This is a genomic window from Tenacibaculum sp. M1.3A (genome assembly GCF_057732375.1).
Genome location: NZ_JBYJEF010000003.1, coordinates 262,630 through 288,886, shown reverse-complemented (window position 1 = coordinate 288,886; position 26,257 = coordinate 262,630). Strand labels below are relative to the sequence as shown.

General features: G+C 31.6%; 21 protein-coding genes. 11 read left to right on the top strand and 10 right to left on the bottom strand.

Translation table 11 applies throughout. The features are described from left to right. Nucleotides 1-27: 27 nt before the first annotated feature. From AC28QF_RS06740 to AC28QF_RS06700, 9 genes are all read left to right on the top strand, one after another. Nucleotides 28-1,035: a cytochrome c oxidase subunit II gene (locus AC28QF_RS06740; RefSeq protein ID WP_488201044.1), complete on the top strand. Its 1,008-nt coding sequence runs from the start codon at nt 28-30 to the stop codon at nt 1,033-1,035. A gap of 29 nt (nt 1,036-1,064) precedes the next feature. Further along, nucleotides 1,065-2,852, top strand: coding sequence for a cytochrome c oxidase subunit I (locus AC28QF_RS06735; RefSeq protein ID WP_488201045.1), 1,788 nt, complete (start codon nt 1,065-1,067; stop codon nt 2,850-2,852). A gap of 151 nt (nt 2,853-3,003) precedes the next feature. Then, on the top strand, nt 3,004-4,026 hold the full coding sequence (gene ruvB / locus AC28QF_RS06730) for a Holliday junction branch migration DNA helicase RuvB (RefSeq protein ID WP_488201046.1): 1,023 nt from the start codon (nt 3,004-3,006) through the stop codon (nt 4,024-4,026). Nucleotides 4,027-4,030: 4 nt separating this feature from the next. Continuing rightward, on the top strand, nt 4,031-5,326 hold the full coding sequence (locus AC28QF_RS06725) for a hypothetical protein (protein ID WP_488201047.1): 1,296 nt from the start codon (nt 4,031-4,033) through the stop codon (nt 5,324-5,326). Continuing rightward, nucleotides 5,327-7,057 (top strand): SulP family inorganic anion transporter, encoded by a 1,731-nt coding sequence (locus tag AC28QF_RS06720; RefSeq protein ID WP_488201048.1) that lies wholly within the window; start codon nt 5,327-5,329, stop codon nt 7,055-7,057. It abuts the gene before it with no gap. A gap of 8 nt (nt 7,058-7,065) precedes the next feature. Next, nucleotides 7,066-8,472: an MBL fold metallo-hydrolase gene (locus AC28QF_RS06715; RefSeq protein ID WP_488201049.1), complete on the top strand. Its 1,407-nt coding sequence runs from the start codon at nt 7,066-7,068 to the stop codon at nt 8,470-8,472. Between the two features lie 6 nt (nt 8,473-8,478). Continuing rightward, the gene (locus AC28QF_RS06710) at nt 8,479-8,856 is read left to right on the top strand and encodes a rhodanese-like domain-containing protein (protein ID WP_488201050.1); all 378 of its coding nucleotides are present in this window, start codon (nt 8,479-8,481) and stop codon (nt 8,854-8,856) included. 17 nt (nt 8,857-8,873) lie between these two features. Then, a complete protein-coding gene (locus AC28QF_RS06705; RefSeq protein ID WP_488201237.1) occupies nt 8,874-9,026 on the top strand; it encodes a heavy-metal-associated domain-containing protein in 153 nt (50 codons plus the stop codon). Between the two features lie 470 nt (nt 9,027-9,496). Further along, entirely contained in the window at nt 9,497-10,654 is a 1,158-nt protein-coding gene (locus AC28QF_RS06700; RefSeq protein WP_488201051.1) for a Fic family protein, read from the top strand. Nucleotides 10,655-11,079: 425 nt separating this feature from the next. On the opposite strand, the gene AC28QF_RS06695 is transcribed toward AC28QF_RS06700, so the two are convergent. Together AC28QF_RS06695 and AC28QF_RS06690 are read right to left on the bottom strand one after the other, a co-directional pair. Next, nucleotides 11,080-12,057 carry a PorP/SprF family type IX secretion system membrane protein gene (locus AC28QF_RS06695; protein WP_488201052.1) on the bottom strand — a complete coding sequence of 326 codons (978 nt, stop codon included), beginning with the start codon at nt 12,055-12,057 and terminating at the stop codon, nt 11,080-11,082. A 12-nt stretch (nt 12,058-12,069) separates the two neighbouring features. After that, nucleotides 12,070-15,210 carry a T9SS type B sorting domain-containing protein gene (locus AC28QF_RS06690; protein ID WP_488201053.1) on the bottom strand — a complete coding sequence of 1,047 codons (3,141 nt, stop codon included), beginning with the start codon at nt 15,208-15,210 and terminating at the stop codon, nt 12,070-12,072. A 1,101-nt stretch (nt 15,211-16,311) separates the two neighbouring features. Between AC28QF_RS06690 and AC28QF_RS06685 the strand changes: the two genes are divergently transcribed. Next, nucleotides 16,312-16,749, top strand: coding sequence for a hypothetical protein (locus AC28QF_RS06685; RefSeq protein ID WP_488201054.1), 438 nt, complete (start codon nt 16,312-16,314; stop codon nt 16,747-16,749). Here the strand turns inward: AC28QF_RS06685 and AC28QF_RS06680 are convergent. The 7 genes from AC28QF_RS06680 to AC28QF_RS06650 all read right to left on the bottom strand — a co-directional run bounded on the left by AC28QF_RS06680 (nt 16,739) and on the right by AC28QF_RS06650 (nt 22,416). Continuing rightward, on the bottom strand, nt 16,739-16,870 hold the full coding sequence (locus tag AC28QF_RS06680; RefSeq protein ID WP_488201055.1) for a hypothetical protein: 132 nt from the start codon (nt 16,868-16,870) through the stop codon (nt 16,739-16,741). The two genes, AC28QF_RS06685 and AC28QF_RS06680, sit on opposite strands and share 11 nt — an antisense overlap. A 176-nt stretch (nt 16,871-17,046) precedes the next feature. Next, on the bottom strand, nt 17,047-19,368 hold the full coding sequence (locus tag AC28QF_RS06675) for a TonB-dependent receptor (protein WP_488201238.1): 2,322 nt from the start codon (nt 19,366-19,368) through the stop codon (nt 17,047-17,049). A gap of 482 nt (nt 19,369-19,850) precedes the next feature. Then, on the bottom strand, nt 19,851-20,255 hold the full coding sequence (arfB, locus tag AC28QF_RS06670) for an alternative ribosome rescue aminoacyl-tRNA hydrolase ArfB (protein WP_488201056.1): 405 nt from the start codon (nt 20,253-20,255) through the stop codon (nt 19,851-19,853). Between the two features lie 2 nt (nt 20,256-20,257). Continuing rightward, nucleotides 20,258-20,869, bottom strand: coding sequence for an AAA family ATPase (locus AC28QF_RS06665; RefSeq protein WP_488201057.1), 612 nt, complete (start codon nt 20,867-20,869; stop codon nt 20,258-20,260). Further along, nucleotides 20,830-21,462, bottom strand: a complete 633-nt coding sequence (pnuC, locus tag AC28QF_RS06660; protein ID WP_488201058.1) for a nicotinamide riboside transporter PnuC — start codon at nt 21,460-21,462, stop codon at nt 20,830-20,832. Before pnuC ends, AC28QF_RS06665 begins: the two co-directional genes overlap by 40 nt. Beyond that, entirely contained in the window at nt 21,446-21,706 is a 261-nt protein-coding gene (locus tag AC28QF_RS06655; RefSeq protein WP_488201059.1) for a hypothetical protein, read from the bottom strand. The genes pnuC and AC28QF_RS06655 overlap by 17 nt, the downstream gene beginning before the upstream one ends. 83 nt (nt 21,707-21,789) lie before the next feature. After that, nucleotides 21,790-22,416 carry a 4'-phosphopantetheinyl transferase family protein gene (locus AC28QF_RS06650; RefSeq protein ID WP_488201060.1) on the bottom strand — a complete coding sequence of 209 codons (627 nt, stop codon included), beginning with the start codon at nt 22,414-22,416 and terminating at the stop codon, nt 21,790-21,792. A 63-nt stretch (nt 22,417-22,479) separates the two neighbouring features. Between AC28QF_RS06650 and ahcY the strand changes: the two genes are divergently transcribed. Next, nucleotides 22,480-23,796 carry an adenosylhomocysteinase gene (gene ahcY / locus AC28QF_RS06645; RefSeq protein WP_488201061.1) on the top strand — a complete coding sequence of 439 codons (1,317 nt, stop codon included), beginning with the start codon at nt 22,480-22,482 and terminating at the stop codon, nt 23,794-23,796. A gap of 1,434 nt (nt 23,797-25,230) precedes the next feature. Here ahcY and AC28QF_RS06640 read toward each other — a convergent pair. Further along, nucleotides 25,231-26,238, bottom strand: a complete 1,008-nt coding sequence (locus AC28QF_RS06640; protein WP_488201062.1) for a TlpA family protein disulfide reductase — start codon at nt 26,236-26,238, stop codon at nt 25,231-25,233. Nucleotides 26,239-26,257: the final 19 nt, after the last annotated feature.

Below are 26,257 nucleotides of genomic sequence, written 5' to 3'. Positions count from 1 at the left end.
AATTAATAAACAAATAGTTTAGATAATATGCTCGCTTTATTTTATATTTTCATAGCAATTGCAATAGGAGTTAGTTTCTGGCAAATTACTCGTATAATGAATTTTCGTTCTGTAATAGCTACAGATAAAGACAATGAAACACAAGGTAAATTAGCTATCGGATTCCTAGTAATCCTTTATGCAATGATGGTTTATTGTTTAATAGCAATGAATGTAATAATGTTACCAGAATCTGCTTCTATAGAAGGAGAACATGATGATAATTTATTTAGTATTACATTTTGGTTAATTGGTGTTGTACAATTTGCAATGCAATTCTTAATTTTCTTCTTCACTTATAAGTATAGAGGGAAAAAAGGAAACAAAGCATTGTTTTATGCTGATAGTCATAAGTTAGAATTAATATGGACAGTTATTCCAGCAGTAACAATTGTAATCTTAATTGGTTATGGTTTATGGGCTTGGAATAATATTATGTATGTTGGTGATGACGAAAACCCAATAGAAATTGAAGTATATTCAAGACAATTCGACTGGCAAGCACGTTATGCAGGAGCAGATAATGAATTAGGTTTAGGGAACGTAAACTTTATTAAAGGTATTAACTCGATGGGAGTTGATATGTCTGACCCAAAAGCTCAGGATGATAAAAAAGTAACAGAACTTGTTTTACCTAAAGGGAAAAAGATATTATTTAAGTTCCGTTCTCAAGATGTATTACACTCAGCTTATATGCCTCACTTTAGAGCTCAAATGAACTGTGTACCAGGTATGGTTACTCAATTTGCATTTACACCTAAGTTTACTACTGAAGAGATGCGTAAAAGCTCTGAAGTAATTGCTAAAACAGATGGAATTAATAAAATCAGAAAAGCAAAAGGTGAAGACCTTTACGAATTTGATTATTTGTTATTGTGTAATAAAATTTGTGGTGCATCTCACTACAATATGCAAATGAAAATTACTGTTGTTGAAGAAGCTGAATACAGTAAGTGGTTATCAGAACAACAAACGTTAGCTCAAGTTATTAAATAAGATATTTTTTAAAAGTATATATATAGATTATGTCAGATCATCATCACAAAGAAACATTTGTAACCAAATACATCTTCAGTCAAGATCATAAAATGATCTCGAAACAATTCCTTGTTACGGGTATATTTATGGGTGTTATAGGAGGTTTTATGTCTATGTTATTTCGTTTGCAATTAGCATGGCCAGAAACATCATTTTCAATTATTGAAGCATTCTTAGGAAACCATCAAACAGATGGAATTATGGACCCTGATATGTACTTAGCATTGGTTACAATTCACGGTACAATAATGGTATTCTTTGTATTAACTGCAGGATTAAGTGGAACCTTTTCTAACTTATTAATTCCATTGCAAATTGGTGCACGTGATATGGCTTCTGGTTTCTTAAACATGGTATCATATTGGTTATTCTTCTTATCATCGGTAATAATGATAATTTCATTATTTGTTGAAGCAGGACCAGCATCAGCTGGATGGACAATTTATCCACCTTTATCAGCATTGCCACAAGCAATTCCAGGTTCAGGTACAGGTATGACATTATGGTTAGTTTCTATGGCAATTTTTGTTGCATCGTCGTTAATAGGATCATTAAACTATATCGTAACAATTTTAAACTTACGTACAAAAGGAATGAAAATGACAAGATTGCCATTAACAATGTGGGCATTCTTTATCACTGCTATTATTGGTGTTATTTCATTCCCAGTATTATTATCTGCAGCTTTATTATTAATTTTTGATAGAAGTTTCGGAACCTCATTTTTCTTGTCAGATATTTTTATATCAGGTGAAGTATTACATTACCAAGGAGGATCGCCTGTATTATTTGAACACTTATTTTGGTTCTTAGGGCACCCCGAAGTATATATTATATTATTACCAGCATTAGGCCTTACTTCAGAAGTAATATCAACAAATGCTCGTAAACCAATTTTTGGGTACCGTGCAATGATTGGATCAATCATCGCGATTGCTTTCTTATCAACTATTGTATGGGGTCACCACATGTTTATTACAGGAATGAATCCTTTCTTAGGATCTGTATTTACATTTACAACAGTATTAATTGCAATTCCATCCGCAGTTAAAGCGTTTAACTACGTTACAACTCTTTGGAAAGGTAATTTACAGTTAAACCCTGCCATGTTATTCTCTATCGGATTGGTTTCTACATTCGTAACAGGAGGTTTAACAGGATTAGTTTTAGGAGATTCTGCATTAGATATTAACGTGCATGATACTTATTTCGTAGTAGCACATTTCCACTTAGTAATGGGTGTATCTGCTTTATTAGGTATGTTTGCTGGTGTATATCACTGGTTCCCTAAAATGTATGGTAGAATGATGAATAAAACATTGGGTTACTGGCACTTTTGGTTAACAATTATTGCGTCATACGGGGTGTTTTTTCCAATGCACTTTGTTGGTTTAGCAGGTTTGCCTCGTCGTTATTATACAAACTCAAACTTTCCAATGTTTGATGATTTAATTGAAATCAATGTATTTATGACTTTAATGGCATTCTTAGGAGGAGCTGCTCAGTTAATATTTTTAGCAAACTTCTTTATCTCAATGTATAGAGGTAATAAAGCAGAACAGAATCCTTGGAAGTCTAATACTTTAGAGTGGACTACACCTGTTGAACATATTCACGGAAACTGGCCAGGTGCTATTCCAGAAGTTCACAGATGGGCGTACGATTATAGTAAAGTTTGGGATGATGAAAATGATCCTAGATTTGGGGAGTATGTTCACGGAAAAGATTTCGTTTTACAAACTACACCATTGTTAGATGGAGAAGAACCATCTTAATAAATAAAAGAATTTATGAAAAGCCTTCCAATATTGGAAGGCTTTTTTGTTTTACAATTCTAAATGCTATTATGTACCTTAGCATTGGTAATGTTGTTGCGTAACAATTATTACAAAACAAAAATTATATTTCAAGTATATTTGTACCTATATGAACGAAAACTTAAATCCTGAAAATACGAATCTATCAAATGACGATTTAGATGTAGAAAAAAAACTACGTCCGCTTTCTTTTGATGACTTTTCAGGACAAGATCAAGCAATTGATAACTTAAAAATATTTGTTGAAGCAGCCAATCAAAGAGATGAAGCATTAGATCATACCTTGTTTCATGGTCCTCCGGGACTGGGTAAAACAACCTTGGCACATATTTTAGCCAATGAGTTAGGTGTGGGTATTAAAGTTACCTCAGGACCTGTTTTAGATAAGCCAGGAGATTTGGCAGGTTTGTTAACAAACCTTGATGAACGAGATGTGTTATTTATAGATGAAATTCATCGATTAAGTCCTATTGTAGAAGAGTATTTATATTCTGCAATGGAAGACTATAAAATCGATATTATGATTGAGTCTGGACCCAACGCACGTACAGTTCAAATCAATTTAGAACCGTTTACATTAGTAGGAGCAACAACTCGATCTGGATTGTTAACAGCACCAATGAGAGCACGATTTGGTATCAGTAGTCGTTTGCATTATTATTCAACAGAATTACTTACTACTATTATCCAACGAAGTTCACAAATACTAGGCGTACCAATTTCTATGGAAGCAGCAATAGAAATTGCAGGTAGAAGTAGAGGTACACCAAGAATAGCAAATGCATTATTACGAAGAGTTAGAGATTTTGCACAAATAAAAGGAAACGGAAATATTACTATTGAAATTGCAGAATATGCCTTAAAAGCATTGAATGTAGACGCCCATGGATTGGATGAAATGGATAATAAAATTTTAGTAACTATAATTGATAAATTTAAAGGAGGCCCAGTAGGAATTAGTACAATTGCAACAGCGGTTAGTGAGAATACTGAAACTATTGAAGAAGTTTATGAACCGTTTTTAATTCAACAAGGTTTTATAATGCGTACCCCGAGAGGAAGAGAAGTAACCGATTTAGCCTACAAACATTTAGGACGAATAAAAGAAGCAACCCAAGGAGGATTATTTTAAATTTATGGAAGACAATATTAAAACTAAAAATTGGTTACAAAGATTGAAAGACGAAAGTTGGGAAGCAGAATTATTAGTTTCTGCAATAGCCATTTTTGGTACTTTTAAGCTTTTTAATTTTGTTGATTTGGGTACAAATTTCTTTATAAATATTTTAAACCCTAACCAATATTTCATTGCCTACTTCATTACTTTTTTTGGTCTTATTGCTGTAAGTATGTTATCAGCCATGTTTGTGACGCACTTTGTATTAAGAGCTTATTGGGTCGGTTTAGTTGGTTTGAATTCTGTTTTTCCTGATTACAGTATTGAGGATAGTGCTTATTCAAAAATTTACACAAAAAAAATAGTTGGCATATTGCCAAAACTCAAAGATTCTATTAAAAAAGTAGATGAAATGTGTAGTGTTATTTTTTCGATGGCATTTACTTTTTTGTTTATAATCGGGTACATGGCAATATTTAATAGTATCTATTTACTATTTTATAATTTATTGTCGCCTTATGTTTATTCATACATTCTCTTAATTCCGGCAACTATTATTGGTGTAGGATTAATGGTTCAAATGGTAGTTTCTATTTATGCAAACCTTAAAAAAAATAAAGAAAAAGAAAAATTACAACATATTAATTTTACATTAGTAAAGTATGTAAATATGTTGGCTTTCGGACCTTTATATAAAAATATTTTACAAGTAACGATGATTTTTGGCTCTAACTTTAAGAAAAAAAAATCATTAGCATATTTAGGAATATTATTCTTTTTTTTAGGCTTTTTTGTAGCTGGAATGCAAATACCAAAAACGAATATTTTCTTTTTGGTAAAAACTCATTTCAATACTCCTTTTGATGTTGATAAAACGTATTCTAATTATTATAAAGATGCGAATAATTCTAATTTTTTATTAGCGCCAGAAATTCAATCTGACATGGTGAAATCAAATATTCTTGAAGTTTTTATTCCAATATTTGATTATGAAGTTTCTATGAGAGAAACTGTTTGTGGTATTTATGAAAAACAAAACGAGATGAGTAAACCAGAGGAACGTGTTCATCGAGCTGAATATTTAAAAGAATGTTATAAGAAATACCATAATATATTTTTAGACGAAGAAAAGATTGAAACTTCATATTTAAGATATAACAACCATTATAAAACAAATCAGTTTGGAATTTTATGTTTTATAGAGTTAGATAAATTATCAAAAGGATTGCATGAAATTAAGATTGAAAAAATTAATAAAAACGAACCTTTTTTAAAATGGACGATTCCATTTTATTATAATTTTAAAAAGGAATAATTGAAACTACTGAAAAAGCTCATACCAATACTTGAATGGTTACCAAACTACAAGAAATCACAAATAAGAGGTGATGTTGTAGCTGGTATAACTGTAGCAACGGTTTTAATTCCGCAAGGAATTGCTTATGCACTAATTGCAGGATTACCACCTATTTATGGTTTGTATGCAGCCTTGGTACCGCAATTAATGTATGCAATTTTTGGATCGTCTCGCCAAGTAGCAATCGGTCCTGTAGCAATGGATTCTTTAATTGTGGCTACAGGAGTTTCAACATTAGCATTAATGGGATCAGAAAGTTATATTGCTATTGCTATTTTATTAGCATTAATGGTGGGAAGTATTCAGCTTTTAATGGGGTTGTTTCGTTTGGGTTTTATTGTTAATTTTTTATCAAGACCCGTAATAGTAGGATTTACATCTGCGGTAGCATTAATTATAGGTTTAAATCAATTTAGAAACTTATTAGGAGTAGATTTTTTACAGAGCGATCAGGTACATATTATTATTGAAGACATCTTTAAAAGAGTTTCATATTTTAATACTAACACAGCCATAATCGGAATTATTGCATGTATTATAATTATGATTTTTAGAAAAATCAATAAAAAAATACCTAATGCCCTAATTGTTGTAATAATAGGGATATTGGTAATCCGTTTTTCTAAAGATTATTTTATAGATGTAGCAATTGTAAAAGGGATTCCGTCTGGATTACCAGGCTTTAATATTCCGGTTATAGATATCGCATTAATAAGAGAGTTATTACCAATAGCAATAACCTTAGTTATGGTAGGATATTTAGAAATTATATCGATAGGAAAAACATTAGAAGCAAAGCAAGATGAATATAGAATAAGACCAAATCAAGAACTTATAGCTTTAGGTTTAAGCAACGTTGTAGGTTCGTTATTTCAATCATATCCATCAACATCAAGCTTTTCTCGTTCGGCAATTAATGAAGAAGCAGGTGGTAAAACGGGTATATCAGCAATTGTATCTGTACTAATAGTTGTACTCACATTACTTTTCTTAACACCAGTTTTTTATCATTTACCAAAAACAATATTGGCTGCTATTATTATAGTAGCTGTATTTAATTTAATAAATGTAAAAGAAGCTAAACGACTTTGGACAGCTAATAATTTAGATTTCTGGTTATTGGTGGCAACATTTTTAGCAACTATATTTTTTGGTATTGAATACGGTATTTTAATAGGTGTAAGCTTGTCTTTAGTGATCTTAATTTTTAGAACATCTCGACCATATGTAATAGAATTAGGAAAGGTGCCAAATTCGGATTTTTATAGAAATAAAAACAGATTTAAAGATGTAATTATTGATGAAAAAGTATTAGTATTTCGTTTTGATGCACAACTATTTTATGCCAACTCAAACTATTTTCATGAAAAACTAGATGAAATGGTAGAGGATAAAGGAAAATTATTAAGACTAATTGTTTTAGACGCCGAAAGTATTAATAGGGTTGATAGCACCGGAGTAGAAATGCTTAAAGAGCGTATAAAATATTATAATAAAAGAAATATAGCGTTTTATTTTGCAGGTGTAAAAGGCCCTGTTAGAGATGCTTTTTTTAGAGGAGGTTTGTTAGAAATTGCAAGTATAGATCACTTTTTTATGCGTGCCAATGGCGCAGTAAATTTTTTTAAAACAGGAGATAATAAAAATCAAAAAAAATACGCACAGTACATACATCAAGCGTACGAATAAATAAGATTATGAATATAGAGCAAATTTATACAGGTTGTTTAGCACAAGGAGCATATTATATAGAAAGTAATGGTGAAATAGCCATTATAGATCCGTTACGTGAAGTGGCACCTTACATAAAAAAAGCAGCAGAAGCTAACGGGAATATTAAATATATTTTTGAAACTCATTTTCATGCAGATTTTGTTAGTGGTCACGTAACCTTAGCAGAAAAAACAGGAGCAACAATTGTGTACGGTCCAACCGCTAAAACAAATTATCAATCTCATATAGCAACAGATGGTGAAGTTTTTAAAGTAGGTAATATTACCATTACAGCAATGCACACCCCAGGGCATACGATGGAGAGTACTTCATATTTATTGAAAGATGAAAACGGGAAAAATCACGCAGTTTTTAGTGGAGACACCTTGTTTTTAGGTGATGTTGGGCGCCCTGATTTAGCACAGAAAGGAGCACTTACTCAAGATGATTTAGCGGGACTTTTATATGATAGCTTACGCACAAAGATAATGACATTAGAGGATGATGTTATTGTATACCCTGCACACGGAGCAGGTTCTGCTTGCGGAAAAAACTTAAGCAAAGAAACGGTAGGCTCTATTGGAGATCAAAAGAAAACCAATTATGCTTTAAGAGCAGATATGACTAAGGCAGAATTCATAAAAGAAGTAACAGATGGCTTAGCACCACCACCAGCTTATTTTCCTTTAAATGTAAAGATGAATAAAGAAGGATATGAATCAATAGATGAAGTTATTAAAAAAGGAGCAATAGCATTATCAGCTACTGATTTCGAAAAAGTAAGTAACTCAACGGATGCCATTATTTTAGATGTACGTCATCAATTCGATTTTATAAAAGGATTTATACCGCAATCAATATTTATTGGTTTAGGAGGAACCTTTGCTCCTTGGGTTGGTGCTTTAATTAAAGATGTAACACAACCAATTTTATTAATAACACCTTTAGGAGAAGAAAAAACAGCAATTACACGTTTATCTCGTGTAGGTTTTGATAATGTATTGGGATATTTAGAAGGTGGTTTTGATACCTGGCAAAAATCAGGAAAAGAAATAGATACTTTACGTTCTGTATCGGCAAATGATTTAGAAGAAGCGATAAACAACAAAGCAAAAGTTTTTGATGCCCGAAAACCGGGCGAATATGCAAACGAACATATTATCGATGTGCCAAGTACGCCGTTAGATTTTTTAAATGATCATATACAAGAGTTTCCTAAAAAGGAAAACTTTTATATTCATTGTGCCGGAGGGTATCGTTCAGTAATAGCAGCATCTATTTTAAAATCGAGAGGGTATCATAATGTAATTGATGTAGCTGGTGGTTATGGAGCCATCAAAAAAACAACGATCAATAGAACAGTCAGTGTTTGTCCGTCAACTTTAAAATAAAACAACATGAAAAAAAATATTTTTTATTTAGGATTTATTTTAACGATAATAATGTCTTGTGCTTCAAAAGAAGATGGAGTAAAAGATATTTCTATTAACGATTTACAAGTTGTATTAAAGAACAATGAAAATGTTCAGCTAGTAGATGTTCGTACGCCAGAAGAATGGGTAGAAGGTACTATTAAAAATGCGATAGAAATAAATGTAACAGGTAGTGATTTTGAAACAAAGGCATTGGCTAAATTAGATAAAACAAAACCAGTATATATCTATTGCCGATCAGGAGGTAGATCTAAAATAGCATCAGAGTTATTATTAAAAAAAGGATTTCAACCATATAATGTTTTAGGCGGTTATTTAGAGTGGGAAGAAAAAAACAGATAAAATAAAACAAGAAATATATAGAGAATTTAAAATGTGGTGGTTGTGCAAATACCATAATTAACGGATTAAATTCAATAAATGAAGTAGCTGAAGTAAATGTTAATATAGAAAATTCATTGGTTACTCTAAAAGTAAACAACTTTAGGTTTAGTAAAATAAAAACCACCTAAATTTGGATATCCTGAAGTAGGAGATAAAAAAACGGTATTGCTTTAAGCAATACCGTTTGTAATTTGTGCAATTGGTAGCGTAAATAAATAATAAAAAATCCCGAGTTAAAAACTTGGGATTTTTTATGTTCCGCTAACGTTTAGTATAAAACACGTATGGCATTTAAAATACACTACATTTCGGGTTTAACACTTAGTTAAATATAAATATTTTGCTTTTAAATTTCGTTTAAATGCCAAATTTTATATTTAGCGGACTTTGTAATTAGCACAAAAGCCCTATGTTTTTTATAGATTGTTAGCTGTAGTTGTTGCTTCTTGTATTCAATGTTTGTTAAATAGTTAATTCAATATTGTTAATTGTCGTTTTTTAAAATATATTTGTAATATCTTGATAAGTAGTTGTTTTTTGTTGAAAACCGTTAATTATTGTTGTTGTTGTTGTTAATTGTTTTTTAAATTAAATATAAATGTCACAAGCTAAATTTTTAGATTATAAATTAAAATTAGTAGAACCTTCTTTCGACTCTTCTTTAACTGATTTGATAATTGAATTAGATTATCTAAGAAAAAAACCATTGGGAGGTTCGACACATCCTCGTGTTTTTTTTCAGTTAAAACATATTTTTCATACTTTGGAAAGTATTGGTTCTGCAAGAATAGAAGGGAATAATACAACTGTAGCAGAATATATTGAGACAAAATTAGAAATTAATGAAAGTGTTTCTGAAGGAGTAAGAGAAATTAAGAATATTGAAAAAGCTATGGAATTCATAGAGGATAATATTAATGAATACCCTATTAATAGAATGTTTCTTAGTGAATTGCATAAGATGATTGTGGAAGATTTACCACCTCCACCACGAGGTGAAGGAGACAGCACTCCTGGAGTATATAGAAAAGTAAATTTAAAAATTAGTAATTCAACTCATTTACCACCTGATTCTATTAAAGTTCAGGATTATATGACAGAATTATTGGATTTTATAGAAAGAGAAGATAGTCCTAAATATGATTTACTAAAGGCAGCTATTGCTCATCATCGTTTTGTTTGGATTCACCCGTTTGGAAATGGAAATGGTAGAACAGTAAGGTTATTTACTTATGCAATGCTTGTAAAAACAGGATTCAATGTTAATGTAGGTAGAATTATAAATCCAACAGCTGTTTTTTGTAGTAATAGAAATGATTATTATGATAATTTGTCAAAAGCTGATTTAGGGACAGACAAGGGTATTTTGTCTTGGTGCGAATATGTATTAAAAGGATTGAAGGATGAGATAGAAAAGATTGATAAATTAAGTGATTATGATTTTTTAAAAAGTGAAATATTATTGCCTTCAATAATTCATTCTCTTGAAAGAAAATATATAACAGATACAGAATCAAAAATATTAAAAAAAGTAATTGAGTTACAAGTTATTCAAGCCTCTGATTTAAAAAAGATATTCGCAGGTAAAATGAGTGCTGAAATATCAAGACAAATAAAAAGGTTAATTAAAAAAAAGATGTTAGTTCCAGAGAAAGAAGGAGGAAGGAAATATATTATTCGTTTCGATAATAACTTTTTACTTAGAGGAGTAATTAAGATTCTTGATGAAAAAGGTTTTCTTCCTGTTAGAGATTAATTTTAATTACAGCTAACTTTAATGATATGAGTGCGTTTCAATGACTTATATCAGGAGTTAGCGAAGTTATATTCTTCCAACAAAAAAATCAAGAGGAAAATGGCTTATTTTAATAAAAAAAACCTGAGCTTTTGCTCAGGTTTTTTCCTTTCAAAAAATAATATATTTTAAAATTTTAAAGTAGCATTATATTAAATTTTAAACGTAGCTCCGTCATTAGCATTTACTGTGTATGTGACATAATACATTAATCTATTAGATTCATCGTCATTAGCACAGAAAAAAAGCGGTGTAATTATTACAACAAAAAGTAATTTTTTTCATATTTATTATTCGGATTTAAAAGTACTTCTACTGCTTTTCTTATATGTAAGCTAAAATGCCCGAGTAAATGTAGTAGTTTTCGCTTCTAGGCTATGTAGAGATCACTCTCCTTCTTCTTTTTTGTTTTCTGTGATAGTTTCAATAGATTTAGAACTATTCATCCAATAGAATGAAGGTTTTTTATTTGGTGTTTTAGATGATTTACCAATATCGAATATTAAACTTAATTCATGTGAGCCTCCCACTGCATTAGAAAGATCTGATGTAATTGCATCATACGAATACCCAATTTTAAGTGCTTTTGTAATTCCTATCTGAAATAACCCCGAAACAGATTCTCCGATTCTATGGGAAACTCCAAATTCTAACTTATTAAGCCATAATACACTTGTCGATATATCGGTAGATAATGGACTTCCATTAACTGCTCTCATTAAAAAAGATGGCTTTAGTTTAAAGGCCTTTCCTAAATTAAAAGCATAGCCAGAAGAAAGATAAAAAATCATTTCATCTGAAGCACCCGTTACCACATTATTTTTTTCGTAATGTTTACTTTTTAAAATGTTAACAGTTGATATACTGGCGTAAAATTTTTCTAAATAGTAAAAAACACCTACACCAAAATTAGGATTAAATTTATTGACATTATTACTAAACAAGTCATCATTATTAATTCCTAAAGATAAAAAATCAACATTCAAAAAAGTTCCACCTGCTTTTAAACCAAAAGCTAGGGTAGAGTTTTCAGATGGAGAAATTGAATAGGAAAAATCAGCATAAACATCTGTTTGATCTAGTACAGACACTTTATCATGAACAATAGAAAAACCCAATCCTACATTTTTACCCAAAGGACCATGAATTGATAGTGTTTGAGTTTGAGGACTATTAGGTTCTCCTGCCCATTGACTCCTTACATTTAGTGTACCCGTAAAAAGACCATGACTGCCAGAATATGCTGGATTAATCAAACTAAAATTATTATAATACTGAGTGTATAAAGGATGTTGTTGCCCGAAAATCTGTACCGTTGTAAATACTATAAATATAACAACCGTGTTTTTTAATATATTTTTCATTTTCTTTTTTTCTTAATAATTAATGAAAACCCAACCCTTAACTATTCTACGACCACCATCGATGCTTAGTACATAGTAGTAGGGAGCTGCAGGTAATTTTCTGTTTTTACCAGAAGAGATACCATTCCAAGAGTTTTGATAGGCTTTTGATTCATACACCTTATTTCCATAACGGTTGTATACTTGAATACTGTTGTTCGGGTATTTATGAAGCCCTAAAATGATAAACTCATCATTAGTGCCATCTCCATTAGGAGAGAATCCTTTAGGTATTTCTATATCTCCTTGGTCACATATATCTCCAATACCATTACGATCTAAATCTTGTTGGTCACTGTTCGCTGTTGTTGGACAGTTATCAATATCGTTGTCAATACCATCACCATCCATATCATTGTCACATACATCAGCAATATTGTCATTGTCTAAATCATTGGAAGTAATGGTTATAATTGCCATTTCAGAAGCGCTGTTGCCGTTTACATCAGCAACTGTTAACGTTACGGTGTGATCTCCTAAAGTAGGGCACGAAAATGATGCTTGGTCTAAACTCATAGAAGCAATACCACAAGCATCGCTCGAACCATTGTCTATATCACTAGCTACGATACTAGCATTTCCAAAATTATCTAATTCTACAGAAATGTTTTGAGTAACCACAATCGGAGTGATAGTATCTGTAACAGTTACCATTGCTGAGCATATAGTACTATTTCCAGAACTATCGGTTACGGTAAGTGTTACGGTGTTTTCACCTATAGATGAACAATCAAAAGAAGTAACATCAATACTCATAGAAGCAATACCACAAGCATCGTTCGAACCATTGTCTATATCACTAGCCACGATAGAACCATTACCACTTGCATCTAGTTGCACTGTTATATCTTGGCAAATTGCCACTGGAGGGACATTGTCTTCTACAGTAACTGTAGCGGAACAGATAGAGGAATTTCCGTTATTATCGGTCACTGTAAGAGTTATTGTATTAGTACCTAAATTAGCACAAGTAAATGAACTTTGCGATACAGAAAGTGAAGCGATACCACTGGTATCATTAGAACCATTATCTACATCGGCTGCAGTAATAGATCCATCACCATTTACATCTAGTTGCACAGTTACATTTTGACAAATAGCCACCGGAGGAATATTATCAACTGGCGTGGCACTTGCATTACCAGAAGGACTCGTGTCTTCTGAGGCTCTTGTAGTTATTATAAAATCATAGGCAGTGCCATTGGTAAGTCCGGTTACCGTATAAGTGATTATATTAGGGTCAAAAACCTGATGAAAATCTACAAAATTCCCTGTTACTTGTTCATACCAAAAAATATTGTATTGTTGGAAAGTACGTCCGCCTATATCTGATATATCCCAGGAAAGCGCTACCTCCGTATTACCCGGTGTAGCGGTTACTGCAGGAGCGGTCATGGTGCCATAAGGCGTTGCCGACACAGTATTACTCGCTGGCCCAAGATTCCCTGGAAGGGCAGCACCATAATTTGCCTGTACCTCAAATTCATATTCAGTTCCATTGGTCAGGCCAGTAATTGTTGCAGTCAAATCAGTTGAAGGAACATCTACAGACTCACCGAAATCTCCTACTTCACGATATTCTATCCGATAATTAAGAATAGTAAGATTATCATGATGAAGAGGTTCAGTCCAACTTAAGCCTACAGATCCATCTGTAATTGTTCCAAGACTTAACGCTGAAGCTAGACCTAACTGAAAAGCGCCAATATCGCGAAAACCGTTGGCATCATTTCTATCATTACCAAATACATCCAAAGTAATAGGAGTACTAGTTATTGGATTTGTTAAAACAGATACCGCAGGGATTATGTCTATCAACTCACCTGGAAAGGCTGGTTTCACCATTTCTGCATCAAAATAACTAGTAGAAGTAACAACAGGGCTATTGAAAGCAGTTCCATTTGAACGTAGTTGAGATTGAAATGTAATGGCTCTTAGTGCAATTGCATCTTGATTAGTAGTAGGTTGTATCCATGTATATGTATCCGCAGTAAATCCAGCACCAGTGCCTGTATTACCTAGTGTATTCAGAAGCGTAGTTAAGCCACTTGTATTATTTAAACCGATAGCCGACTCCTTAATATTTATTTTACCAGCTCCTCTACGTTCAATGAGCGATTGTGAAAGCTGAGACTGGCATAAACCATCACAGTAATTATTATTCCACATCAATGAGGATGCCGTAATATTCATGTCTCCACTCGCGCTATTGATAATTCGGTCACCAGACTTTGGATTTTGAGTATCTTCATTTACCCATATTGAGTTCACAAAATTACTAACACTTATACTTCCTGATAAAAATATACCACCGGATAGCATAAATCTAGAACTTACAATATTTACTTTTGAGGTTGATTGACCGTCCCAACTGATGGCAAATTGGTTTCCTCCATTATTATTAAAAAACAGTGTGTTTTCTATAGTTAAATCACCAGCATTAGAACTACTTATTTCAGAAGTAGTAGCTGGATCTCCCCAGTTTACGGTATTAATAAATTGTGAGTTTTTAATAGAAATTGAGGCGCCAGCATCTGCACTTAACAGACCTCTAGAATTACAATTAAGAGTTGACCATATTTTATCGGCGTTAAAATTTTCAAATTCTAAAACGGCATTATCTCTTACCTTAGCGATAGAATTAAATTGTTCTATAGATAAATTTTTAACGGTTACAGTAATACCCGTGTTATCGACATTAATAGTCCCAACCTGCATAAAATTGGGCATCGACGCAAGAACAACTGAACTCGGGACATCACCAGGGCAATCGTTTAGAGAATTCCATTCACCACTAGCACTTAGCCATCTTTGCGAACCAATTAAGGCACCACCTTTTCCGTCGATGGTAACGGATTCCGTAATGTTAAGCATATAATCGGCTAGACCCCCTGGTATATAGTTAAGATGAGTTGCGACTATTTGTAATCCAGGTGTAAACTCAATAATATCGGCACCAGGGTTGTTGTTGGCTAAATCAATAGCTTCATTAATTGAACCAACTCCATCTTTTGAAGTTGAAGTTACGGTATACGTTGTTTGTGAATAACCTATATGAATATATAAAAAACAGGTTAATAATAAAATTGTGTTGTAGTGTAATAGTTTTTTCATACTTATTATTTTTAGCAATTAATGGTAATTATAAAGATAAGAATTTTTGTTAAGTATGTATTAAAGTGAAAAAAATCAATTACTTATACCTATTCTAAGTTTGTATTTCGCTTTTTTAATTATAATATGAATTGCTTTAATCGGGCAAAGCTTTTCCTGGCACTCTTAATTCAATATTATTTATAGTTGAATTTGGAGTATCATTTTCAATTGATTGTTTGTCTGATTGCAAAAGACCTCCTTCAGGAGTCCATTCCGTCTATATAGATAAAGTTCCTTGATACGAAATATATCCAAAAGTTACTGTTTCTAACACTAATCCGGCTCTTATTCGAAGATTGATTACCCAAAGAGAAGAAACATTGTTTACTTCTTTTAAATTATCTTGTCAATCTGATATAGGCTACTTACTAGCATTTACTGTTTATCTGACATCATACATTAATCTATCAGGTTCATCATCATTAGAAAATGAAAAAAGTAATTTTTTCATAATTAATATTTTTTTGTGCATTATTCGGTTTTGAAACTGAACTGTACCAAGAACGTCTCCGTTTTTATGCATATTTTATGTAATTCATTGCTAGATTTTTATAGTGAATCATCACTGGTGGTCTAAATATATGCAAAACTTTTATTTTTAGTAAGCAGAAGACATAAAAAAAGGCATCAACCTTTAGATTAGTTGTAAACTCAATTATACATACAAATCAAAACCTAGGTAAGCGCAATTCGGAATCTTTTCAGAACTGGGATGCTTCTTTAGTGTATCGAAAACATAGAGATGTAAAATGGAGTATGAAATTAAAGTAACCAACATTTTAAATATCGATTCTCAGGTAAGAAATAGCGCAAATAACCTTTCCGTTTTACGTCATAAATTTTTATACAATCATGATTTGTAACCTTTAGGTTTGTATATACTTTGTAAGTTAAAGCTTGAATTTTAAATAATGGTTTTAGATATGGGAAGTAGAATTTAATGATAGTTGGTTCTCCCTACAAAAATTAGATAAATTTCTGATTAAGCATTCAAATGAGTGTTTTTTGTAAAGTTTATTTATCATAATTTAATTAAATTACGATGAAAAAAATAGTAAAATGAGTAGAGCAAAAGATAGACAAAAACTTTCTTGGGAGGGAATGTTTTATAGTATTCAAAGAATTGATCTTTTAATTGTTTCAATTTGTGGAGCAGGAATTTATGTTTGCTTAGAAACAATTAAATATTTGTCTGATAAACCTCAAGATATAAATTTACTAGTCAGAATTTCAGGTGGTTTATTTTTGTTTGGAATAATAATCAATTTTCTATCTCAAATTTTTGGATATAAAGCAAATCAACAAGATTTTTTAATGTGTCAAACGGAAATTGAGTCAGGAGATAAAATTAGTAAATCAGAGCAAGGTGAAATTGATAGTTATGACAAAAAAGCAGAAATGTTCTCAAAACTGACAGACAAATTTAATTACATGAGTATGGGCTTCATGTTTGTAGGATTAATATTAATAATGTGGTTTTTCCTATTTATTTTTTAGGAGGTGTAGGTCTAATTGGTGGCCGAGTAATCCCTTTATTTCCACCTCTGTCTGGGTTAGAATTTGGTTTTGGCTGACTTGGTCTATTTGGCTTGGTTGGTCTTGTTGGTTGTTTACCCATAATTTTGTTTTTTTCAAATTGTTGCCAACTTTAATAATATGACGATTTTCAATTCTTTATATCAAGAATTAGCTGAGTTATATTTTTAGAATGATATAGTCAAGAGAAAAAACACCCATAAAACAAAAAACCCTGAGTTATAACTCAGGGTTTTTTGTTTTAATAAATTTAAGTTCCTAAAACTTAAAAGTAACACCTACTAAAAAGTTAATAGTTGCCTGCGGATAATATCCTTGTGCTTCTTGTGTAGTTCCGGGAGTAGACCAATCATCTAAATAAATATAACCTCTATCTACATATTCTTTGTTAAAAACATTGTTTACCAACCCTGTAAATACAATAGATTTAAAAATTGATGCTGTTTTTAATTCATACATCACATTTAAATCACTTGTGTAATAGCTATCTAATCTTGATGCTTTTGTATCCGTATTACTTAAGTATTGCTCCCCAACAAATTTTGTTAAAAAAGCTATCTGAAAATCCTCAGAAGGTTGATAGGTAAATGCGTTACCGGCAACAATATTAGGCGAATTTGCAATGGTGGTATTTCCTAATTCTTGTATTGCTCCGTCTCTATTAGTAAAAAAATCTACATTTTTGTTTTTACTTACAGCAATGTTTTGGCGAACAGAAAATTGCTCAGTTAAACGAATGTCTGCATCAATTTCTAAACCTAACCTATAACTGTTACCGCTTGTACCACGCAAAGGGTCTCCGGTATCATCAATTTCACCAGTTAATACTAACTGATTCTGGTAATCCATAAAGTAAACATTCGTGTTTAATTTAACGATGTTGTTTTTTAAACGCCAACCTAATTCGTAATCATTTAAACTTTCCGAAGTGTTTATACCATCTTTAAAATCGCTTCTATTTGGTTCTCTATTTGCTTTTGCAAAAGATGCGTAAAAACTATTTTCGTCGTTTAGTTTGTAAGTTAAACCTACTTTCGGATTAAAGAATTTAAAATTTTCATCAACATTTAAAGGTTTTCTTTTAGAGGTTAATCCGTTTGTTTTATAAGAAATAAAACGTCCTTGTAAATCGATAAAAGTTCTAAGTTTTTCGGTAATATTAAAAGACACTTTAGAGAAAATACTAAAGTCGTTTTTAGTTGATTTTCCTTCATAATAACGATCTCTAATATTAGTGTTAGCAGCTAAATCGCTTCCCCAAATAAGTTCACCGTAATGATCGTTTTTAAAGTTACTAAAAGAACCTCCCGATATAATTTCTAATCCTTCATTTTTATAAGTAGCGTTAAAGTTACCAACATAAAAGTGATTGTCTAACCAACGACGAACAATAACATCGCTATCATCAACAATTAAATTATTATAATCTTCAGCATCTCTACCGTCTTTAAATTGCTCGAAATAACCTTTACCACGTGTATAGTTTAAACCAAGATTGGTAGTCCAATTATTAGTTAATTTTTCGTTCCAATGTAATTGATAATGGTCTTGTTGATAGTTGTCAACCTCGTTATCGTAGGTTAACGGATTCTGTCTTCTATCCTCTTTTAATTGTTGTGCAGAAATTCCGTCCCAAGCTTGGTACGTTTCTTCTTTTCCACCAAAAGCTATTGCCTTAATCAACGTATTATCATCGGTATAACTACCTTGTAAAAAGTACGATTTTAAATCGGTAGAAGCTCTATCTATATATCCATCAGAATAAATGTTAGATACACGCCCTGCAAATTCAAAGTGTTTGTTTAGTTTTCCTGTCGTAAATTTTACAGTGTGTTTTCTTGTGTTAAAAGAACCAAAAGAATTAGAAATTTCTCCACCAGCATTTTCGGCACTAGCATCCGTAAGAATATTTAAACTTGCTCCAAAAGCACCCGCACCATTGGTTGAGGTACCAACACCACGTTGTAATTGTAGGCTTTGTGTAGATGAAGCAAAATCGCCTAAATTAACCCAAAAAGTTCCTTGACTTTCGGCATCGTTATACGGAATTCCGTTTATCGTAACATTTACTCTCGAGGCGTCAGAACCACGAACACTCATGTACGTATAACCAACACCAGCACCAGCATCTGAAGAAGAAACAACGTTTGGTAAATAGTTTAATAAAACAGGAATATCTTGACCTAAATTACGTTTCGCAATTTCTTTTTTAGATAAGTTAGAGTGTGTTACAGGCGCATCGGCTTGTACACGAACTGCTGAAACTAATACTTCTTCTAAGACAGTAGTATCTGAATTTAATTGAATGTTGATGTTTTGATTTTTTAAAACAGTTATGTTTTTAACTAAAGTTTCAAGACCTACATAAGAAACCTCTATTTCGTATGTTCCTTTTTCTAGTTTTAATTTAAAGTTTCCGTCAAAATCAGTAGCGGTTCCTTTTTTTAATTCTTTTATAGCAATGGTAGCGCCTACAAGTGGTTCTTGATTATTGTTAACTACTTTACCCGTTATAATAAAGTTTTGTGCATTTACTGTTATAGCAGTAAATAATACGATTAAAAAAGCTACAGCTTTCATTTGTTTACTAAAAGACATCGGTCTCATTTTTTTATAAAATAAAATCGAATAAAAAGAGGTAATTATTCCTTGTTATTGTTGAATAATTGATTGCTTACGTTATTGTGATTATGGCAAAATATCTTTTACATAAAGATTACGTTACTTGGTTCACAACAGTTTGTTTACAAAATGGCGATTATCGCCTCCCTAAACAGCATTACCTGTTCTAGGTTCATTGGGTATGATCTCAGCCGATATAGGCACCCCTTTACGAGAACGCGGCAAAGGTAAAGCGAATTTTAAAATTAAAAACAAAACAATAGATAATTTTAAGTGTAATGTTAAGGTTGGTAAAAAGTAGTCAACATAATACATTAAAACATATAAGAATTTTATTCAGAAGCTATTTCCTGCTTTCACTACTCGCTTTTTTCGTACCTCAAAAGAGCTCAAACAAACCGTTCAATCAGGGCTAAGATTTTTGTGAAGTATTTAGCTGTTTAATCGAGTTTTGGTTTCTTTCTCAAAGTTTTTTTAACGGAGGTTCTTTTTTTGTTTTCAGCTTTTCTTAAAACAGAGCCTCTACTTGGTTTCGTAGTCCTTCTTATTTTAGGTCTTTTTAAGCCTTGGGTAATTAGCACTAAAAAACGTTTTATAGCAAGGTCTTTGTTTCTGTGTTGAGAACGTGTTTCATCACAAGACAGCATTAAAACATGTTCTTTGGTAAGTCGAGAAGCTAGTTTTTTAAAGAGTATTTCTTTTTGTCTTTCAGATAATTGATTAGAATTTGCAAGATCAAAAGCTAATTCTATTTTAGACGATACTTTATTTACATGTTGCCCGCCAGCGCCAGAACTTTTTATGGCTTTATATTTTAGTTCTTTAATAAGCTCGTGCAAATTCATAATTATAAAGAAGGTTTGTTTAAAGTGGTAGAAAAAGAATACAGATTTTCTTTTTTAGAAAGCAATTCATCTATAATTTCAATTGCTTTTTTCAATCGCGTTTCTTTATCTCCTTTTAATAAAATATATGGTCGATTGTACTTTTTTAACGTATTTTCAAAAGCAGTAAACATTTCTAAACGTTCGCCGGGTTTATCACGTAAATCGTCAGCTTCCCACGGAGTATCAATATACGTTAAAAAATAAATATCATACGAGTTTTCAATAGCTGCTTCATCGAGTATAGGATCTACAAAACCACCATAATATTCTTCTGAATATACTTTTGTTTCTAGCAAATCGGTATCGCAAATTAAAACTTTATCTGCTTTTAGCGATAAATCGTTTTCTAGTTTTATTTGTCCTTCGGCAATAGGTATTATGTCTTTTTGTTCACAAATTTCACGTTCGTTATTCCATTTGTTTTGTAAATACTCACGCGCAAATTCAGGTGTCCAAACGGTGTTGTAATAACGTGCTAATTGTCCAGAAAGTGTAGTTTTGCCGGTGCTTTCGGGTCCGAATAAAACAACCTTTACAAGGTTGCTGTTTTTTTGTTTAAGCTTTTTTTCCATGCTAAATAACCGCTAACGGCAATAAAGGTAAAAATTAAATATTGAAAACTTGTAAACGTAAACCCTTTGTAAAGATAAAGAGGCACAGAGATAATATCTCCGATAATCCAATAAATCCAATTTTCAATTTTGCGTTTTGCCATTAACCACATTCCTACAAAGAAAATAGCGGTAGTAAAAGTATCTACATAAGCTGTCCAATTATTCCATTTATCAAAATAAGTATATACAGCATACACAAAAATTAGAGTTGCAAAAAATATAAAAACACTTGTTTTCTTTTCTTTTAAGGTCGTACTAGAAATAGGAGTAACGTGCGTTGCATCTACACTGCGAGTCCAAATATACCAACCATAAACGCTCATGATAAAATAGTAACCATTTATCATCATATCGCCTAATAGTTGCCATTTTAATAACAGATACACAAAAATAGCGGTGCTAATCATTCCGGTAGGAAATACCCAAATTTTATTTTGTTTAGAAAACCAAACAGATAAAAAACCAAAAATTACAGCAATAATTTCTAACCAAATATCTAAATTAGAGTAGGTTGTGTACTGGTTGAATAGAAAATCAAAAACTTGGTTCATAGTCGCTACGGTCTGATTTTACAATTTTCATAAATAAAATCCCTTTATCAATTAATTCGAATGAATTTTTTAATTCTGTAGTAACCACTTGCATTACGGTATCATAATGGCCATATACTTGTGTGCTTAATGGGTTTTCAAGCACTGTTAAGCCAGAAGCTCTTAGTTTTTTTATAAAATGAATAATTGGTTCTTCAAAATTATTTTGAAGTGGTGTTAAGGTAAGTTCTACTGATATTTTCATAAACGAAATTTAAAGGAAGCAAAGTTACAAAGTTTGTAAGTGCCATTTTTATGAAGAGCGTAAACTTTTAGGATATGTCTTTTTTAACTAGCATAGACACAAGTAAATCCTTCGGTTTCTAAAAAGTAAATTTTATATTCATCGGTAACACCTTCATATAAAATTTTACCAGAAGTTTCGTTTGTTTCAAAAGAAAAATCTTCAATATAAATATTATCTAAAAAGAGTAATTTTTTCTTACCGTAAATTTTATACAAGCTTTCTTTGGCTCCCCAAACAATGGTTAGTTTACTCACTAAAGCTTCGTGATTTGCGATCGATTTATATTCTTCAATCGGTGTAAATTTATGTGCTATTTTTAAAATTTTATCTCGTTGTTTTTCAATATCAATACCTACGGGTTTGTCATCAGAAATTATAATACCAGAAAAAGTAAAAGAATGTGTTATCGAAATAAATTTACCATCTTTTAAATGTGGCTTTCCATATTCATCATATACTAAGTCTGCATCAGTATAGCCAAACTTATTTAGTAAGTGACGAATGCTTAAAAAACCCCTGCGGTGTAAATCCGATTTCATGTTGTTAACTCGGTCTTTACTACTTTGAGTAAGTTCAATGCCTACAGATAAATTTTCAAAAGATTCTTCAATCTTCCAAATCAATACTTTAGTGGTTTCGTTTACCGTTAATGTTTTGTGAACAGGCATATTTTAGAAAGTTATTTCGTAATTTTGCGACTTAGAAATTTAGATATATAAATATACATAAATATGAGCACAAAAAACGCTACATACGTTCCTTTTAAAGTTAAAGATATCACTTTAGCTGATTGGGGAAGAAAAGAAATTTTATTGGCAGAAGCTGAAATGCCAGGATTAATGAGCTTACGTGAAGAATATAAAGATGAGCAACCATTAAAAGGAGCTAGAATTGCAGGGTGTTTACACATGACAATTCAAACTGCTGTTTTGATAGAAACTTTACAAGCTTTAGGTGCTGAGGTAACTTGGAGTTCTTGTAATATTTTTTCTACACAAGATCAGGCTGCTGCTGCAATTGCTGCTACAGGAACACCTGTATATGCTTGGAAAGATATGACAGAAGAAGAATTTGACTGGTGTATCGAACAAACTTTATTCTTTGGTGAAGATAAAAAGCCATTAAACTTAATTTTAGATGATGGAGGTGATTTAACAAATATGGTATTAGATCGTTATCCAGAATTAGCTGCTGGAATTAACGGATTATCTGAAGAAACTACTACAGGAGTTCACAGATTGTATGACAGAGTAAAGGCAGGAACTTTACCAATGCCAGCAATTAACGTAAACGATTCTGTAACTAAATCTAAATTTGATAACAAATACGGATGTAAAGAATCTGCAGTTGATGCAATTCGTCGTGCAACTGATATTATGTTAGCAGGTAAACGTGTTACAGTTTGTGGTTATGGTGATGTAGGTAAAGGTACAGCTGCTTCTTTTAAAGGTGCAGGTTCTATCGTTACTGTTACTGAAATTGATCCTATTTGTGCTTTACAAGCTGCAATGGACGGTTTTGAAGTTAAAAGACTAGAAACTGTTGTTGGTAATTCTGATATTATTATTACAACTACTGGTAACAAAGACATTATTCAAGGTCGTCATTTCGAAGAAATGAAAGACAAAGTTATTGTTTGTAACATTGGGCACTTCGATAACGAGATTGATATGGCTTGGTTAAATAAAAACCATGGTCATACAAAAGATACTATCAAACCTCAGGTTGATAAATACAACATCAACGGAAACGATATTATTCTTTTAGCAGAAGGACGTTTAGTAAACTTAGGCTGTGCAACTGGTCACCCAAGTTTTGTAATGAGCAACTCATTTACAAACCAAACTTTAGCACAAATCGAACTTTGGAAAAATAAAGCTGCTTACGGAAATGATGTATATATGTTACCAAAACATTTAGATGAAAAAGTAGCGAAATTACACTTAGCTAAAATAGGAGTAGAGCTTACAGAATTACGTTCTGAGCAAGCATCTTATATTGGTGTAACTGTTGATGGTCCTTATAAGCCAGAACACTACAGATACTAAATTTTATTATTCTGAAATTGTCACCTTGAGCGTAGTCGAAAGGTTGTTTTAGAATTTTATCATAACAAACCTAAAACCCTTGCATTAATTTGTAGGGTTTTTTTGTTTGAGCGTTTTAACAGGCTATCCGCTATATCTTTTTTATTGTTGTTCTCGATACAATTTTTATCATTCTTCAAAAAATCACTCGAACAGACATTAAAAAAGGATGCCACTACTATCCTTAATGCAGCTTTAGGCTCGGAACAATAATTTATTACAACTCCATTTTGTTTCCTGTCACCTTGATCACAGTCGAAAGGTTGTGTTTTAATTGTTTTGGTATTATAGCTAATAATGTTGAATTTCGGAGCTATTCTATTTTAAGAAGAAGATTACTTCGTTTCTCTCGTAATGACGTTTTATTAAAAATTATAGAGAAAGGTTTTATTTCTTGTCTTTAAACACAAATATGTTTTTGCATAGCATCATTCTGAATTTATTTTAGAATCATATGAAACCTGCTATTAATTATGCGAACCTGAAACAAGTTCAGTTTGACGTATTCGATTCGTAACAATAACTTCTGTCACCTTGAGAGCAGTTAAAAGGTTGTGTTTTAATTGTTTTGGTTTTATAGCTAACAATGTTGAATATTCTGTGGTAATCTATTTTAAGAATAGGATTGCTTTGTTTCTCTCGTAATGAGGTTTTATTAAGAATTATAGAGAAAGGTTTTATTTCTTGTCTTTAAACACAAATATGTTTTTGCGTAGCATCATTCTGAATTTATTTTAGAATCATATGAAACCTGCGCTATTAATTATGCGAACCTTAAACAAGTTTTTCAATTTGACGTATTCGATTCGTAACAATAACTTCTGTCACCTTGAGAGCAGTCGAAAGCTTGTGTTTTTAATTGTTTTGGTTTTATCGCTAACAATATTGAATTTCGGAGCTATTCTATTTTAAGAAGAAGATTACTTCGTTTCTCTCGTAATGACGTTTGTTTAAGAAGTATAAATAGGTTTTATACCTAGCCTTAGTATAAAATTACATTTTCAGAGATTTTGCTATTTTGTAATCGTCATTGCGAAGTTTATTTTTTTAAACTGTGGCAATCTATCTCTAATAATAAGATTATTTCGTTTTTCTCGTAATGACTTTTGTTTAAGAATTATAGAGAAAGGTTTTAGTTCTTGTCTTTAAACACAAATATGTTTTTGCGTAGCATCATTCTGAATTTATTTCAGAATCACACCTAATAAGTTAACTCATTATTAAAAAACTAGAATGACCAATTGTTTTAAAATTAAACACATTAAAATACTTAGCCCCGATTGAAATGTTTGTTTGAGCTCCTCGCAGAGAGCGAGTGCGGAAAGCGGGAATTAGCTTCAAAAAAGAATCCTACAACTAAGTTGCAGGATTCTTTATATAAATTTTAAACTTAAATTATATCTTTAAAGAATTAAACAATTCAATTAACCTTGGGCTAGAAGGTCTAGGAGCATTTGCATCTACAATATTACCTTGTGGATCGATTAAGATAAAACGTGGTATGCTATTTACTTTATAAGCGCCAGCAAAGTTTTTATCTCTTTTAGAATATAATTGAATTCCGGTTAAGTTTTTGTCGGCTACCATTTTTTTCCAAGTTTCATAATCTCTTTCACTATCAACAGAAATACTTACAAACTCAATGTCTTTGTTATGATATTGTTTTTCTATTTTTTGTAAAAAAGGAATTTCTTGTTTACATGGGTTACACCAAGTAGCCCACATATCAACATAAACATATTTACCTTTTAAGTCATCTAAAGAAGTTGTGCCTCCTTTAAAATTTTCGTAATCAACAAACTTAGGCGACTCAATACCTTTTGCTAGTTTAGTAGCTAAATATAACTTGTCTGCATGTGTTTTGTTTAAGTAATTTGTTAAACCTGTAATGTTTTGTTTTTGTGAAGCAACAAAAGTAGAATCTAACTTTGTCTCAGAGATTCTTTTGTTAAAATCAGCAGTATAATTATTTACTTTCGTATCGAATTTCTCTTTTGGTAAAGTAAATAAGTCTTTATCGTTTAAAAGATTTTCTTGTAATAATGATGTTTTTGCTAAGAAGTTACTTTCACCAGAACCTTCACCTGTATAAGCAACACTTTCATCAAATTCTTTTGAGTCAATTGTCATAGTAACATTTGCTCCGTTTTTTAAATATAAAGAAGTTGATTCTTGTCCGTCAAAAAGACGATAAAAACCATCTTTAAGGTTCATAGTGTCTTTAAAAGTACCGTTTTCATCAACCTTAATTACTCTACTAAATTTTAATTGAGGATTAGAAATGACGATAGAATCTGAATTTTTATTGGTAATTTTCCCTGAAAAAGTAACAAAATTATTTGGTTCTTTTTTACAAGAAATCATAGCAATGGCAATTGCCATTATACAAACTATTTTTTTCATCGGATGATTAATTTAACTG

Bases quoted from the DNA above. Each gene is read 5' to 3' on its own strand.
- AC28QF_RS06700 (WP_488201051.1), top strand. From the start codon at position 9,497: ATGTCACAAGCTAAATTTTTAGATTATAAATTAAAATTAGTAGAACCT.
- ruvB (WP_488201046.1), top strand. From the start codon at position 3,004: ATGAACGAAAACTTAAATCCTGAAAATACGAATCTATCAAATGACGAT.
- arfB (WP_488201056.1), bottom strand. From the start codon at position 20,255: ATGAATTTGCACGAGCTTATTAAAGAACTAAAATATAAAGCCATAAAA.
- AC28QF_RS06740 (WP_488201044.1), top strand. From the start codon at position 28: ATGCTCGCTTTATTTTATATTTTCATAGCAATTGCAATAGGAGTTAGT.
- AC28QF_RS06680 (WP_488201055.1), bottom strand. From the start codon at position 16,870: ATGGGTAAACAACCAACAAGACCAACCAAGCCAAATAGACCAAGTCAG.
- AC28QF_RS06640 (WP_488201062.1), bottom strand. From the start codon at position 26,238: ATGAAAAAAATAGTTTGTATAATGGCAATTGCCATTGCTATGATTTCT.
- AC28QF_RS06710 (WP_488201050.1), top strand. From the start codon at position 8,479: ATGAAAAAAAATATTTTTTATTTAGGATTTATTTTAACGATAATAATG.
- pnuC (WP_488201058.1), bottom strand. From the start codon at position 21,462: ATGAACCAAGTTTTTGATTTTCTATTCAACCAGTACACAACCTACTCT.
- AC28QF_RS06725 (WP_488201047.1), top strand. From the start codon at position 4,031: ATGGAAGACAATATTAAAACTAAAAATTGGTTACAAAGATTGAAAGAC.
- AC28QF_RS06655 (WP_488201059.1), bottom strand. From the start codon at position 21,706: ATGAAAATATCAGTAGAACTTACCTTAACACCACTTCAAAATAATTTT.
- AC28QF_RS06735 (WP_488201045.1), top strand. From the start codon at position 1,065: ATGTCAGATCATCATCACAAAGAAACATTTGTAACCAAATACATCTTC.
- AC28QF_RS06695 (WP_488201052.1), bottom strand. From the start codon at position 12,057: ATGAAAAATATATTAAAAAACACGGTTGTTATATTTATAGTATTTACA.
- AC28QF_RS06690 (WP_488201053.1), bottom strand. From the start codon at position 15,210: ATGAAAAAACTATTACACTACAACACAATTTTATTATTAACCTGTTTT.
- AC28QF_RS06685 (WP_488201054.1), top strand. From the start codon at position 16,312: ATGAGTAGAGCAAAAGATAGACAAAAACTTTCTTGGGAGGGAATGTTT.
- AC28QF_RS06675 (WP_488201238.1), bottom strand. From the start codon at position 19,368: ATGAAAGCTGTAGCTTTTTTAATCGTATTATTTACTGCTATAACAGTA.
- AC28QF_RS06715 (WP_488201049.1), top strand. From the start codon at position 7,066: ATGAATATAGAGCAAATTTATACAGGTTGTTTAGCACAAGGAGCATAT.
- AC28QF_RS06650 (WP_488201060.1), bottom strand. From the start codon at position 22,416: ATGCCTGTTCACAAAACATTAACGGTAAACGAAACCACTAAAGTATTG.
- ahcY (WP_488201061.1), top strand. From the start codon at position 22,480: ATGAGCACAAAAAACGCTACATACGTTCCTTTTAAAGTTAAAGATATC.
- AC28QF_RS06665 (WP_488201057.1), bottom strand. From the start codon at position 20,869: ATGGAAAAAAAGCTTAAACAAAAAAACAGCAACCTTGTAAAGGTTGTT.